Here is a 15,430-nt window from a genome sequence, read left to right on the forward strand (position 1 = left end):
TCTTTGAGCCTTCTTTGTGAATCTCTGTGAAACAAATATGAAAAAACTTTTTAAATTAATACTCAATACTATTCCTCGTCCTTTATTAATCAGGCTGAGTTATGTAGCCCGTCCTATTATTGCCTTTACTTTAAAAGGAACAAAATTCGCTGATCCTATTGACGGAAAAAGTTTCAAATCGATGTTGCCTTATGGATACGAAACACAACGCAATAACGTGCTTTCGCCAAGTACACTTTCACTGGAAAGACACCGATTGCTTTGGTTGTATTTAAATGAAGAAACCGATTTTTTTACGGCTCCGAAAAAAGTCTTGCACTTTGCACCGGAACAAGCTTTTTATAAATTGTTTCGAAACCAGAAAAACCTAGACTACACCACAACCGATTTATTTTCGCCCTTGGCGGACGTGAAGGCTGATATTTGTAATTTGCCTTTTGATGACAATCAATACGACGTTATTCTTTGCAACCACGTTTTGGAACACATTCCAGATGATACTAAAGCCATGCAAGAATTGTATCGCGTATTAAAACCGGGTGGAATGGCAATTTTGCAAATTCCTCAGGATCTAAAAAGAGCCGTAACATTTGCAGATGATTCTATTACAGACCAAAAAGAACGCGCTAAAATCTTTGGGCAATACGATCACGTTCGTATTTACGGCTTTGATTATTTTGACAAATTACGCAGCATAGGGTTTAAAGTAATTGAAGAAGATTACACCAACAAAATCGCCCCTGAATTAGTAGAAAAATATTGTTTGGCAAAAGGGGAAATTATTCCTGTTTGTTTTAAATAATTCAACCCAGAAATTTACAACATAAAAAAACCTGCTAAAGTCCATTTTAGCAGGTTTTTAGTTTCATAATGTGTCGGTTTATTTTTTTTCCGGCATCAACATTCCAATTACCTTATCTTTAGTAAGATATTTTTTTGCAATATTCTGAAGATCCTTAGCAGTAACTGCATTGACCATTTCTTCAAATTTCAATACATCTTCTGGACTGTTGCCATTCGTGTATGACCTTGTGAAATTAGACAACCAATACCTGTTTTCTTTACTGTCTTTTCTAAAATCAGCCAATTCACCTTCCTTGAATTTAGCTACATCTTTTTCATCCGGACCATTATCAATAATGTTTTGCAATTCTTTTAAAGCAGAAGCAGTCAATTTTTCCGCATTGTCTGGTCCGCAAGGAAAACCAATCGTAAAATTATAGGATCCATTTGGAATTTTACTCAAACTCCCTCTTGCAGAAACACCATAAACACCGCTTTCGTTTTCACGTAATTGTTCGATCAATTTTATGGTCAAAACTTCTCCTAATGCTTGCATGCTCATCGCATCTTTAGCGGAATATGTTGCATCACCATAATACATAATAGTGACAGTACTCTTAGGATCTGTTCCTTTATTAACTACTTTTTTTAGATCCCCCTTTAGCATTCTATATCCTAAATCTACTGCTTTTTCTTTTTTGTCAGTAGCAGGTAAAGAGGCTAAATACTTAACTGCATACCCTTCCATCGCTTTATCATCAATATTACCTACAAAGTAAAACTCAAAATCAGCCGCATTCGCAAAACGCTCTTTGTATTTCTTATAGGCTAATGCATAATCCGTTTCTCCCCATGTTTTTTCATTAGGAATCAACCCGTTAAATCTTGGATTTTCTTTATTTAAATACGAATAAAACTCTTGCTGAAAATAAAATGAAGGAGTCGAAGCCATATTATTAAAGAAAGAAGCCTGTTTTTGTTTGTAACCATCAAAAGCAGTCACATCCATATTCAAATCTGTGAAATAAGCATGCGTCATTTGGAAAAGATATTCTAAATCCTTTGGAGTAGCATTTCCACGTAAACCTTCTGTTGTATTTCCAATATATGGATTTACACGCGCTATTTTACCCGTCATAAATTTATTAATATCATTCAATTTTAGTCCTGAGAATCCGGCCTCTGATAAAGCGCCATTGGCAAATTGAACTTTTTTCATATCCTCATTAGAGTATAAATTAGTTCCTCCAAGACTCACTGCTTCAAAAAGAACTTCATCATTTTTGAAATCTGTATTCTTATACGTCACTTTCACACCATTAGATAAGACTAGTGTCTTTGTACCAATTTTAGCATTGTTCTCACGGCTAACAATAGTACCGGGTTTTACTTCGTTTCGTATCAAACTTGTTGCAACGGCAGCATCTTCATAAGGCTTAAGATCCTCGGCATTTACTTTCAAAGCATCAAGAACTTGTTGTTCTGTCACTTTTTTCAGACCTTCTTTTTCAGGACCAGTAAGAATAATGACACGGTTGTCTTCTTTCACATAATCTTTAATTAAACTATTTACGTCCTTTAAAGTAATCAAAGGCATAACCTGTTTCATCGTTTGGTACGTCCATTCAATTCCAGGAACTGGTTCTTTTTCTAAAAAATTAGCTTGATACTCCCCTACAAAATTCACTGAATTTGTTTTTTCTCTATCATTGTATGCTTTTTCTATAGAGGCAAGAAACTCTAATTTCGCACGCTCTAACTCGCCTTGCGTAAATCCAAATTTCTTGGCTCTTTCATTCTCTGTTACTAAAACTTTCAAGGCGCTTAGTTGTTTGTCCTCTTGAGACATTGCCACAGATTGATATCCTTTTTTATTTCTGGCAAAAGTGCCTCCGTAGTATGAATATCCATAAGTAAAGGGAGGTGTAGCTGAGTTTGTAAGTTCATCTAATCGCGTGTTCAATAATGTCGAGAATAATCCCTCAACCAAAGAGTTTTTAAAATCCCCTACTGTTACCACTTGCTTTGGAGCTCCGTAATCTTTATAAAGCAATTGTACTTGCGCGCTTGAAGCTTCTTTATCACTTTCGACAGCTACAAAAGTTTCTTTGTGATTGGGCACATCGTAAATCTTTCTTGGTTTTTCCTTAGCTGGATTTTTATAAGTGGAGAAGTGCGAAATAATTTTTTGCTCCATTTCGGCCATATCAATATCACCTACCACAATTACACTCATCAAATTAGGTCGGTACCAATCTTTGTAAAAATCAATTAGCGATTGGTACTTGAATTTTTCTAGAACTTCTTTTTGACCTATTGGCAAACGCTCCGCATAATGAGAATCATGCATCATTTTTGAAATATAGCGTCCTTGCATTCTTTTTCCTGCTCCTAATCCCAATCTATATTCTTCTAAGACTACGCCTCTTTCTTTGTCAATTTCTTCTGGAGTCAAAACCGTATTGAACGCCCAGTCTTCTATAATTTGGAATCCTTTCTCTAATTTTTCAGGATCGTCTGATGGAATTGGTAAAAAATAAACTGTCTCATCAAAACTAGTGTACGCATTCAAATGTTGTCCAAACTTCACTCCTATACTTTGTAAATAATCAACCAACTGATTTTTTGGAAAACGCTTGGTTCCATTAAAACACATGTGCTCCATAAAGTGCGCTAATCCTTGTTGGTCATCGGCTTCAAGAATAGAACCAGCATTCACCACCAAACGAAGATCTACTTTATTTTCTGGTTTGGCATTTTTCTTGATGTAATACGTTAAGCCGTTTTCAAGCTTGCCTGTTTTGACACTAGAATCAAAAGGAATTGCCTTCGAATAATCCATTTGCTGTGCGAAAACAGCTAAAGGAAACAGCATTATTCCAAATACTAAATTGTTAATTTTTTTCATAAGGTTTGTTTGTTTGAAGTAAAAATAATACGATTACTCTTAATATCTAACAATATTGTATTTTAATTAACAGAAATTACACACGAAAAATAACTTTTTTGAAAATAAATAAATAAATTAAAAACAGGAGTATTCCTTATATTTACCGAATCTTAAGCACTGCAAAATGACACAATTCTTTTTCAAAAAAGTACTCCTTTTTTCTGTTGTATTTCTGACCCGTACCGCTTTTGCGCAAGCAGAAAAAGAAGTGGCACCTCCCTTTAATATTAAAACCATCTCATTTGTACAAAATGATAAAAATATAATACCAATTGTAAAATTAGGAGAAGGATTTCAATTGCAATTTGATGATCTTTTTGGCAATGAAGCTAATTATTACTACGAAATTATTCATTACAATTACAACTGGAATCCTACCGAAATACCTAAAAATGAATATTTAGAAGGGTTTGACAACCAAAGAATTCAAGATTACACCAACTCCTTTAATACCTTACAAATCTATTCCCATTACAAATTAGCAATTCCCAATCAGTTTACCCAACAGTTAAAAATCAGCGGAAATTACATGCTTAAAATTTTAGATGAAAATAGAGAAGTTGTGTTCTCTAGAAAATTCATTCTTTATGAAGATCTAGTTACCGTTCCCATCCAAGTAAAACGAGCACGAACAGTTAGTAATATTGAATCCAAACAAAATTTAGATTTTACCATTAGATCCAACACCATTACTTTTCAAAATCCGTTACGAAATGTAAAAGTCCTTTTACTTCAAAACGGCCAACTGAATAGTCCTATAAAAAATATAATTCCACAATATACCATTGGAAATGATTTGATTTACAAATACGATTCTGAAACTCAGTTTTGGGCTGGAAACGAATTTTTATTTTTCGAAAATAAAGAAATCAGAGCTGCAAGTAATAATGTCGCTCGCATCGATTCTAATACTCCAATCTATGGATCCCATTTATACACTAGCGCGGCCAGAACTAATTTTCCGTATGTATTTACCCAAGATGTCAATGGCGACTTTGTCGTCAAAAATATAAATGCGGCTAACAGTGAAATAGAAGCGGATTATGCTTGGGTTTATTTCAGTCTTTCGGCTCCTACTTTCAGATTAAATAAAAACATTTATGTCACTGGAATGTTCAATAATTACAATAATACTCCCGCCTACAAAATGGATTATAATCCGCAAAAAGGAATTTATGAAAAGGCAATTTTAATCAAACAGGGGTTCACAAACTTCCAGTATGTAGTTGCTGATGACAAAGGAGTTATTGATTCTGAAAATGCAATTGATGGCAATTTTTATCAGACTGAAAACGACTACACTATTCTAGTTTATTACAGAGAAAGCATTCATCGTTACGACCGAATTGTAGGCAGAGGAATGGCAAATTCTTTAAATATAATTAACTAAAAAAACTTATTTAATTTTTGTAAAACGAAATCAATTTTTTGTAAATTTGACCTTATTAAACACCCCTTCATCCACATAATATGGTTTCTCAAATAACAAGAGGCATAAAAATATCGGTATTGACTAGTTTTGAAGGCACCTACTTCAAGAACTACAAGATTCACTTTGCCTTTAGTTACGTAATCACAATTGAAAATCACAGTAAGGATTCTGTTCAATTAATTTCACGTCATTGGGAAATTTTCGATTCTTTAAATGAAATAGAAATGGTCGATGGCGAGGGAGTAATTGGCAAAAAACCAGTATTAAAACCAGGAGAATTGCATACATACAGTTCTGGTTGTTTACTATCATCCCCTTATGGCGCTATGAAAGGCCATTTTAATATGATTAATTTTACCACAACAAGAAACTTCAAAGTGATTGTACCTACTTTCAGGTTGTGCGCACCATTCGCGTTAAACTAGCTTTTTAATAGTTTCCTTTTGAGCCTATCCTGCTATCCATTTCAAGTTTTTGTACTCTCCTTTATTTTTTTCTAAGTAAAATAAGGAGCTTCTAAAGTCGCTCTTATTTCACAAGAAAAAATATAATGAGACCACAAAAAGCTTTCCATTGTTATCAGGGCTACCACACGACTATTCCTTTTTATCGCCTTTAGTTTAGCTCGAAAATATCATTTCTTTAAAGAAACCTTCGTACTTTTGTGCTTTAGTTACAAAGACACAACACCCATTTTCTAATTTTATAATTTTAAAAATATGTTAAAAGGATTTTTTCACGTACCAAAAGCAGTAAACGAGCCTGTAAAGAGCTACGCACCAAACTCTCCCGAAAGAGCAGCAGTTGATGCGGCCTACGCAGCAATGTGGAATTCTAAAATTGACGTTCCTCTTTATATCGGAAACCAAGAAGTTAGAACAGGAGATACTAAAACAATGTCAGCACCACACGATCATAAACACATCGTTGGAACCTACCACCAAGCTCAAAAATCACATATTGAAGACGCGATTGCAACAGCACTTCAAGCTAAAACCGCTTGGGCAAATATGGCATGGGAACAACGTGCTGGAATTTTCCTAAAAGCAGCTGAATTATTAGCAGGACCCTACAGAGCAAAAATTAATGCTGCAACCATGATTGCGCAATCCAAAACGGTATATCAAGCAGAGATTGATGCTTCTTGTGAGTTAATTGACTTTTTACGTTTCAACGTACAATACATGACGCAAATCTACAGCGAGCAACCTAAGTCTACTTCAGACATGTGGAACCGTGTAGAATACAGACCTCTTGAAGGATTTGTTTATGCGATTACGCCCTTCAACTTTACTGCCATCGCAGGAAACTTACCTACCAGCGCTGCCTTAATGGGCAATGTAGTAGTTTGGAAACCAGCAGCAACACAAGTATACTCTGCAAATTTATTGATGCAAATTTTTAAAGAAGCAGGATTACCTAATGGAGTAATTAATATGGTTATGGGCGACTCTGGAATGATCACTGAAACCTTATTAGCTAGCCCAGATTTTGCAGGAGTACACTTCACAGGATCTACTGGCGTTTTTAATGACATTTGGGCAAAAATTGGAACCAACATCAGCAAGTACAAAACGTACCCAAGAATTGTAGGAGAAACAGGTGGAAAAGATTTTATCATTGCACACCCATCTGCTAATTCAAAACAAGTAAGTACAGGAATTGCTCGTGGTGCTTTTGAGTACCAAGGTCAAAAATGTAGCGCTGCTTCTCGTGTTTATGTTCCACAAAGTTTGTGGCCAGCGGTAAAAGCAGAATTAGAAGCCGATTTAAAATCAATGAAAATGGGATCGCCAGAAGACATGAGTAACTTTATTACTGCTGTTATTTCTGAAACTTCCTTCGATAAATTAGCTCGATTTATTGATCAAGCTAAAAAAGATACTGATGCCGAAGTTATCATTGGTGGAAACTATGATAAATCAAAAGGATATTTCATAGAACCAACAGTTATCTTAACTACAAACCCAAAATACACTACAATGGAAACCGAATTATTCGGACCTGTAGTTACTATTTATGTATACGAAGATGCAAAATGGCATGAGACTCTAAAGTTAGTTGATACTACTTCTGAGTACGCTTTAACAGGTGCGGTATTTAGCCAAGATCGTTATGCAATTGAAGAGGCTACTATTGCGTTGCAAAACGCAGCTGGTAACTTCTATATCAATGACAAACCTACAGGAGCGGTTGTAGGAATGCAACCCTTTGGTGGAGCAAGAGGATCAGGAACCAATGACAAAGCAGGATCTATGCAAAACTTATTGCGTTGGACATCAGCAAGAACAATCAAAGAAACTTTTGTAACTCCAGTTGATTACAGATACCCGTTTTTAGGAGAGTAAATCCCCCTAACCCCATAAGTGGGAAACTAAAATAAAAACCCACAAGATTCAAATTCGTTTGAAATCTTGTGGGTTTTGTTTTTGAATATCATTGTACAGAATGACCTTATGACTACAATTGAAACTTCAACGGCACATACACCACTTTCTTAGTTTCAAAAAATTCATCTTCGAAAAAATCAGCTAAGTTATATTCCGTAGCTTTTGGAAAATCCTTCAACTCTTCGGTTAAGTCTCCTCCTTTTAGATAGAGAATTCCGTTTTTTAATTCGTGTTTGTTGTTCTTTTTGATTTTGGTTTTCACCCAAGAAACAAAATCCGGCATATTGGTTACGGCACGACTCACGATAAAATCGAAATCCCCTTTCACATTTTCGGCGCGTAATTGTTCTGCTTTTACATTTTTCAATTCTAAACCTTCGGCAACCGCCTGAACCACTTTTATTTTTTTGGCAATAATATCAATCAAATGAAAACGGGTTTCTGGAAAAAGAATCGCTAAGGGAATTCCTGGAAAACCACCACCGGTTCCCACATCTAAAACATACGTTCCAGGTTCAAAATTTATAATTTTGGCAATTCCCAACGAATGCAGAATATGTTTGGTGTACAATCCATCAATATCTTTTCTCGAAATAACATTGATTTTTTCGTTCCAATCATGGTATAAAAAATCCAGCTTTTCGAACTGTTCTTTCTGAATATCAGTTAAATTAGGAAAATACTTAAGAATCTCGTCCATCTATTATTTTTTTTAACAAAAGTAATACTTTAGAGTTAAAATATTTATCTCAATTTTGTATATCGAAAAATTTATAATAATTACCTTTGAACTTTATCGAAAATATATGAATAATAATAATGCGCCAACATTTGCGAAGCAAGACAGCTTAAAGTTTTTTAGAACACTTAACTCACGGGTTAACAATTACTTCAAAGAAAACAACATACAAAAAACAGGAAATTGGAAACTATATCTGAAAACTATAATTCTCTTCTCCGTTTTTCTTGCGCCCTATTTTTTAATTCTAACACTTGGTATGCCATTTTGGGCACATTTGTTATTGACCATCGTTATGGGAATTGGAATGGCCGGAGTAGGAATGAATGTGATGCACGATGGGAACCACGGATCGTATTCTAATAAAACTTGGGTGAACAAATTCATGGGTGGATCTATTTATGTTTTGGCAGGAAATGTTCACAACTGGCAAGTACAACATAACGTTTTGCACCATACCTATACAAACATTCCTGGTCACGATGAGGACTTAGACGCAGGACGTGTTATTCGTTTTACAAAAGATGCAAAATGGTATAATTTTCACCGTTTTCAGCAATATTATTCTGTTTTTCTTTATGGATTGCTAACCTTCAATTGGGCAATCACAACTGATTTTAAACAGATGCGTAACTATATAAAAAGAAAATTATCGTACGGAGAATTAAAAAGTCCGAAAGTACTTTGGACGACTTTAATCATTACAAAAGTGATCTACGTTTCTATCTGGATTGTTTTGCCAATCGTTATTGGAATCACATGGTGGAAAGTATTAATAGGCTTTTTCGTAATGCATTACACTGCAGGACTAATTCTGAGTGTTGTATTCCAATTGGCACACGTTGTAGAAGAAACAACCAATCCATCTCCAAATGAATTAGGCGAAATGGACAATACTTGGGCGATACACCAATTGTTTACCACTACGAATTTTGCACCTAAAAACGCTATCATAAACTGGTACACTGGCGGATTGAATCACCAAATTGAGCACCATATTTTCCCAAATATCAGTCACGTACATTATGGTAAAATTGCCAGTATCGTAAAAGAAACGGCTCAAGAATGCAACTTACCTTATTACGAATACAAAACAATGCGAAGTGCCGTTATTGCTCATTTCAAACATTTGAAAGAGTTGGGAATGAAACCGGAACTTACCTAATCATAATAACCTAAAGATGTGCTGCAGTACCTCTTTAACTAATAAATAAACTAACTACAACCTATTACAATGAATCCATTATCCGATAGAATAAACAATTTATCTACGTCTCAAACCTTAGCGATGGCAGCTTTGGCCAGAGAATTAAAATCACAAGGAAAAGACATCATCAGTTTAAGTTTAGGCGAACCTGATTTCAATACGCCAGACTTCATCAAAGAAGCGGCTAAAAAAGCGATTGACGAAAATTACAGTACGTATTCTCCAGTAGAAGGCTATTTAGAATTAAAAGAAGCTATCTGTAGAAAATTCAAAAGAGACAATGATTTAGAGTACAAACCATCTCAAATTGTAGTTTCAACAGGAGCAAAACAATCCTTATACAACATTGCACAAGTAATGTTAAACGATGGTGATGAAGTAATTTTACCAGCACCATATTGGGTTTCGTATTTCGAAATTGTAAAATTATCCGGTGGCGTTCCTGTAGAAGTTCCTACTTCTGTAGATACTGATTTCAAAATCACACCAGAACAATTAGAAGCAGCCATCACACCAAAAACAAAAATGATGTGGTTCAGTTCTCCTTGTAATCCAAGTGGATCTGTTTATAATAGAGAAGAATTAACAGCTCTTGCTAAAGTGTTGGAGAAATATCCAAACGTTTATGTAGTTGCTGATGAAATCTACGAACACATCAATTTCTCAGGGACTTTTTGCAGTATTGCATCTATCCCGGGAATGTTAGAAAGAACAATCACCGTAAATGGAGTTGCCAAAGCTTTCGCCATGACCGGATGGAGAATCGGTTATATTGGCGGACCAGAATTCATTGCAAAAGCGTGTACCAAAATTCAAGGTCAAGTAACTTCAGGAGCAAATTCTATCGCGCAACGCGCTACCATTACCGCTGTAGATGCTGATCCAAGCGTTTTAAAATATATGGTTGATGCGTTCCATAGCCGCAGAGATTTAGTGGTTGGATTATTAAAAGACATTCCTGGAATAAAGATCAACGTTCCCGAAGGCGCTTTTTATGTATTCCCAGATGTATCCTCTTTCTTCGGAAAAACATTGAAAGGAACCTTCATCAAGGATGCCAACGATTTCTCAATGTACCTTTTGGGCGAAGCCAATGTAGCCACCGTAACAGGTGATGCGTTTGGAAACCCAGACTGTATCCGTTTTTCTTACGCCACAAGCGAAGAATTACTCACTGAAGCTTTACGCCGAATCAAAGAAGCGGTGACCCTTATTGAAGTTACTGCTTAAAATAAAAACAGCTGTTTCAACTGTAAAAAATAGTTTAAGGTTTAGAGTTTAATGACTTTAAATTTTAAACTATTTTTGTTTGTGTTATCTTCCTGAGCAGATTCTAAATCTGGGCGTAACCATGCTTTCACTACCGTTACAGCATTGGTCGGGCTATTCGTTGCAATCTTTTTCATCATTCCGCTTTCGCTTCATGACAAAAAAGGATTTCCACTGCTATCCCTTACGCTGATTGTGCCAGACCACATTTTCTTATTTGGTTCAGACCTATTAAACTTTGATTTTTATCTTGACTTTATACAAGCATTCAAATTTCATAGAAAATAAGAATTAGTAAGAATATATTGGTATATTTGATAGGAGTTAATGTATAAACAACATTTAATTTTTCACATCTATTAAATAACCAAATAAACCAGAGTTCATGGAAGCAGAAATAAAATTAAAATTAGAGCAATTGCACAGCAGAGTTGACTCTTTAAAAGATCAAATAAATACAGAGGAAGCAACTAAGAATGCATTTGTAATGCCATTTATTCAAATATTAGGTTATGATATTTTTAATCCAACAGAGGTTATTCCAGAATTTATATGTGACATCGGAACAAAAAAAGGGGAAAAAATAGATTATGTGATTAAAAAAGATGGTGAACCGATATTAATTATAGAATGTAAACACTGGAAAGAAAATGTAGATGCTCACAATTCTCAATTACATAGATACTACCATGCTTCAAAATGTAGGTTTGGTGTTTTAACTAATGGGCATACGTATAATTTTTATGCAGATTTAGAAAAACCTAATATAATGGATGATAAGCCATTTTTTACTTTGGACTTATCAAATCTTAAAGAAACAAGTCTTAAAATATTAGAAAAATTTACAAAAAACGGTTATAACTTAGAAGGAATTTTAGATTCAGCGGAAGGTTTAAAATATATAAAAGCAATCAGAAATGAATTTGAAAAAGAACTAAAAGATCCATCAGATGAAATCGTAAAATTATTAGTAAATAGATTTTATGGAAAACCTTTAACAGCATCTAGAATGGTAACTTTCAAAGAATATACCCAGAAAGCTTTTTCAAATTCAATAAATGAATCCATCAATTTTAGGTTGAAAAACGCATTGAATATTAATGAAACAATTCCAACCAAAAGTAACAAAGAGCTTTCACCAATTGATGAAAATATAGAAACACCTAAATTTATTACTACTGAAGAAGAAATGGAAGGCTCTCAAATAATTAAAGCAATTCTGCGAGAAATACTACCTGCTTCTCGCATCGCGTTTAGAGATACACAATCTTATTTTGGAATTTTATTAGATGACAACAACCGAAAACCAATTTGTCGTCTTCATTTTAATTCATCTAATAAATATATTGAACTTTTTAGCAACGGAAAAGACAATGGGGAAAAAAAACTCTTAAATACATTAGAAGAGATTTACATTTACAAAACGGAGTTGTTAAATACTTTAAAGAATTATGAATGAAAAACATCATTCACTATTATTCTTTGGCATAAAAAACCAATTAAATAGTAAACTAAGTTCAATAGTTACATACTATATCATTTTTAGATTGCTTTTTATCTGTTGTGTCAGGCTGTAGCTAAAATAATTATAGAAAACGTATACAGCATTTTTTAACCATACGTTTTCTAAGCATTTTAAGTACAGAATATTACAAATAATCAATTTAATTCTGTAACAATTTACACAACTTAAAGTAAGAGATTTGTAATATACATTAATTAAAAAATATTTATCATGGAAAACACAGATGAAACCACAAAAGAAATAGTTAGTACGTTTGAAGGATTAATTTCAATTCTAGAGGATGGAAAATTAGGGTATACAAATGCAGCTGAACACGCAGAAAATCCGGCTATAAAAAGTGATTTTTTAGAATATGCTAGACAGCGAGCGCTCTTTATTGTAGAGATACAAGATGAAATTAATAAATTAGGCAAATCTACAGATACATCCGGTGGAGGTCCATTAGGCGCTTTGCACCGTACTTGGATTGACATAAAATCATCTTTTACCAGTGGCGACACAGAAGCTATTATAAATGCTTGTATCACGGGAGAAGAAGCAGCAATTGAAAAATACAAAATGGCTTTAGAAAAAGACGAACTTCAAACTTATCAAATTGCAATGGTTGCAAAACAATTAAGTAGCATCGAAAGTACTTTGATCGCAATTAAAGCAAAAAAAATGATGTAATCCTGTGAAAGGATTATTTATAAAAACCACTTAGTGCATATACTAAGTGGTTTTCATGTTTTGTACCAATCATAAACTTTAAACTTTGGGAGATTTTAAGTTGACTACAAAAAGTGAATGTGAAAATTTTATCTTTCCGTTGCTAGGAAACGATTACTTAAACAAACAAAAAATTAATTTTATGATGTTTGGGTATTTTAAAATATTATCTTATCTGAGAAAAATGATTCTAAAATCTAATGCCACAAAAAACCATTTTCTTATTTTTACAGAAATATAAGATAGACAAAATCATGAAAATACTCCTCCTCGGCTCAGGCGAATTAGGAAAAGAATTTACCATCGCAGCGCAGCGAATCGGGCAAACCGTAATTGCGGTTGACAGCTACGAAAATGCTCCAGCCATGCAAGTTGCACACGGTTTTGAAGTCATCAATATGCTAGATGGTAATGCATTGGACAAAATTGTCGCTAAACATAATCCTAACTTTATCGTACCAGAAATAGAAGCCATTCGCACCGAACGTTTTTATGATTATGAAAAACAAGGTATTACTGTCGTTCCCTCTGCGAAAGCAGCGAACTTCACGATGAACAGGAAAGCGATTAGGGATTTAGCTTCCAAAGAATTGGGTTTAAAAACAGCCAACTATCGTTACGCAACCACCGCTGAAGAATTGCGAAAAGGAGTGGAGACCGTTGGGATGCCTTGCGTCGTAAAACCATTAATGTCTTCCTCAGGAAAGGGACAGTCTACCATAAAAACCGAATCCGATATCGAAAAAGCATGGAACTACGCCGTAGAAGGTTCCCGTGGTGATCTGGTCGAAGTAATTGTAGAGGCGTTTGTCAAATTCAATTCGGAGATTACTTTATTGACCGTGGTTCAAAATAATAATCCTACTTTATTTTGCCCGCCAATTGGTCATAGGCAAGAACGTGGCGATTATCAGGAAAGCTGGCAACCGGCCAGAATTTCTGACAAGGATTTATACGAAGCACAAGACATGGCTGAAAAAGTAACCGAAGCTTTGGGTGGCGCAGGACTTTTTGGAGTCGAATTTTTCTTGGCTGATGATGGTGTTTATTTCTCGGAATTATCGCCTCGTCCACACGACACCGGAATGGTAACTTTGGCCGGAACGCAAAACTTTAATGAATTTGAGTTGCATTTACGAGCGATTATGAGTTTACCTATTTTCGAAATTACATTAGAAAAAAACGGTGCGAGTGCTGTAATTTTAGCCTCGGAAAACTCCACAAACCCTAGTTATATTGGAATAACGGAAATAGCAAGTTTACCAAGAACTGATTTCAGAATCTTTGGTAAACCCACTTCAAGACCGTACCGAAGAATGGGCGTAGCTTTAGTCAATGATACTTTAGAAACTCCAATTGAAGAAGTGGTAGAAAAAGCAAAAAAAGCAGCTAGTTTGGTTACCGTGCATTCATAATTGAATAGTGATAGTATTGTCAAGTCGAGCGCAGTCGAGACTAACTGTTGAATCTCGACTGCGCTCCACTCGGCAACCTTATGAATTAAACGGCATTGATCCCCATTAATTTTTAAAAATGCGAAAGTTCGAAGGAGTGATTCCAGTGTTTTTTTTAAACAAACGTGTAAAATAAGAATAATCATCAAAGCCTAATCGCGTTGCAATTTCATTGACAGTAAACTTTTTATCCATCAACATGCGTTTTGCTTCGAGAATGATTCTGTCTGTAATTACTTCGGTAGTGGTTTTTTGTAGCATTTCATTGCAAATCCTGTTCAAGTGTTTCAAAGTTATGGCCAATTGCGATGCATAGAAAGAAGGTGCTTTTTCTATTCTAAAATTATTCTCTAAAACCGTTTCAAACATTTTAATTTTCACATTGTAGGAATGTGCTTCGTGCAGATGGGTTTCACTATATTTTCTGGCAATTTCAATATGGATAATGTCTAATAAGTTCATAATTTTATCTTGATTCAAAAGCTGATCCGATTGCGTTTCTGCAATCAGACTTTTAAAATAAGGGAGAATTGCTTTTGATTCGGTTGCATCAAAAATCATTTCCGGCTTATTATCCACGGAAGAATAAAACGGATAATCCCCAATGGTTTTTTGTCCAAAATATAGATTATACATTTCCTGTGAATAGAAAATTACAAATCCTTCCACATCATCAGACAAATGCCAATGATGCATTTGTCCGGGTTGCAGGAAAAACATACTACCCTGCTGAATCGCAAACACATCAAAATCAATTTCATGTGTTCCCGAACCTTTGGTAAAAAAGACTAGAACATAGGAATTATGTCGGTGCGGTTCTTCTACAAAACTATGATCAATTAAATGATTCTTGAAGGTATTAATGTACAAATCACTATTCACTGAATTACAGTTAAATCGCTGAATGTTATAAATAGGATATTTTTTCATTTTGCTCAAAATGTCTTTATTGTGCTATTATAAGCGAATATAG

General features: G+C 34.7%; 12 protein-coding genes. 9 read left to right on the forward strand and 3 right to left on the reverse strand.

Going from position 1 to position 15,430, the window contains the following annotated elements; translation table 11 throughout:
* Positions 1 to 37 precede the first annotated feature (37 nt).
* The gene (locus IWX83_RS02000; protein ID WP_196827275.1) at positions 38 to 802 is read left to right on the forward strand and encodes a class I SAM-dependent methyltransferase; all 765 of its coding nucleotides are present in this window, start codon (positions 38 to 40) and stop codon (positions 800 to 802) included.
* A gap of 78 nt (positions 803 to 880) precedes the next feature.
* On the opposite strand, the gene IWX83_RS02005 is transcribed toward IWX83_RS02000, so the two are convergent.
* Positions 881 to 3,691, reverse strand: coding sequence for a pitrilysin family protein (locus IWX83_RS02005; protein WP_196827277.1), 2,811 nt, complete (start codon positions 3,689 to 3,691; stop codon positions 881 to 883).
* Between the two features lie 166 nt (positions 3,692 to 3,857).
* Between IWX83_RS02005 and IWX83_RS02010 the strand changes: the two genes are divergently transcribed.
* From IWX83_RS02010 to pruA, 3 genes are all read left to right on the forward strand, one after another.
* Positions 3,858 to 5,123, forward strand: coding sequence for a DUF5103 domain-containing protein (locus IWX83_RS02010; RefSeq protein ID WP_196827279.1), 1,266 nt, complete (start codon positions 3,858 to 3,860; stop codon positions 5,121 to 5,123).
* 80 nt (positions 5,124 to 5,203) lie between these two features.
* Positions 5,204 to 5,590: a Co2+/Mg2+ efflux protein ApaG gene (apaG, locus tag IWX83_RS02015; RefSeq protein WP_073351881.1), complete on the forward strand. Its 387-nt coding sequence runs from the start codon at positions 5,204 to 5,206 to the stop codon at positions 5,588 to 5,590.
* Positions 5,591 to 5,884: 294 nt separating this feature from the next.
* The gene (gene pruA, locus IWX83_RS02020) at positions 5,885 to 7,513 is read left to right on the forward strand and encodes an L-glutamate gamma-semialdehyde dehydrogenase (protein ID WP_196827281.1); all 1,629 of its coding nucleotides are present in this window, start codon (positions 5,885 to 5,887) and stop codon (positions 7,511 to 7,513) included.
* Positions 7,514 to 7,625: 112 nt separating this feature from the next.
* Here pruA and rsmG read toward each other — a convergent pair whose 3' ends face one another.
* On the reverse strand, positions 7,626 to 8,255 hold the full coding sequence (rsmG, locus tag IWX83_RS02025; RefSeq protein ID WP_196827283.1) for a 16S rRNA (guanine(527)-N(7))-methyltransferase RsmG: 630 nt from the start codon (positions 8,253 to 8,255) through the stop codon (positions 7,626 to 7,628).
* Between the two features lie 106 nt (positions 8,256 to 8,361).
* Between rsmG and IWX83_RS02030 the strand changes: the two genes are divergently transcribed.
* The 5 genes from IWX83_RS02030 (at position 8,362) to purT (ending at position 14,418) form a co-directional block, all read left to right on the forward strand.
* Positions 8,362 to 9,459: an acyl-CoA desaturase gene (locus IWX83_RS02030; protein ID WP_196827285.1), complete on the forward strand. Its 1,098-nt coding sequence runs from the start codon at positions 8,362 to 8,364 to the stop codon at positions 9,457 to 9,459.
* A gap of 69 nt (positions 9,460 to 9,528) precedes the next feature.
* Entirely contained in the window at positions 9,529 to 10,731 is a 1,203-nt protein-coding gene (locus IWX83_RS02035) for a pyridoxal phosphate-dependent aminotransferase (protein ID WP_196827287.1), read from the forward strand.
* A 424-nt stretch (positions 10,732 to 11,155) separates the two neighbouring features.
* Positions 11,156 to 12,229, forward strand: coding sequence for a type I restriction endonuclease (locus tag IWX83_RS02040; protein ID WP_196827289.1), 1,074 nt, complete (start codon positions 11,156 to 11,158; stop codon positions 12,227 to 12,229).
* Between the two features lie 276 nt (positions 12,230 to 12,505).
* The gene (locus tag IWX83_RS02045) at positions 12,506 to 12,964 is read left to right on the forward strand and encodes a PA2169 family four-helix-bundle protein (RefSeq protein WP_196827291.1); all 459 of its coding nucleotides are present in this window, start codon (positions 12,506 to 12,508) and stop codon (positions 12,962 to 12,964) included.
* A 293-nt stretch (positions 12,965 to 13,257) separates the two neighbouring features.
* Entirely contained in the window at positions 13,258 to 14,418 is a 1,161-nt protein-coding gene (gene purT / locus IWX83_RS02050; protein ID WP_196827293.1) for a formate-dependent phosphoribosylglycinamide formyltransferase, read from the forward strand.
* A gap of 105 nt (positions 14,419 to 14,523) precedes the next feature.
* Here the strand turns inward: purT and IWX83_RS02055 are convergent, their stop codons facing one another.
* Positions 14,524 to 15,387 carry an AraC family transcriptional regulator gene (locus tag IWX83_RS02055; protein ID WP_196827295.1) on the reverse strand — a complete coding sequence of 288 codons (864 nt, stop codon included), beginning with the start codon at positions 15,385 to 15,387 and terminating at the stop codon, positions 14,524 to 14,526.
* Positions 15,388 to 15,430: the final 43 nt, after the last annotated feature.

This window comes from Flavobacterium sp. CG_9.1 (genome assembly GCF_015751645.1).
Classification (GTDB): Bacteria; Bacteroidota; Bacteroidia; order Flavobacteriales; family Flavobacteriaceae; genus Flavobacterium; species Flavobacterium xanthum.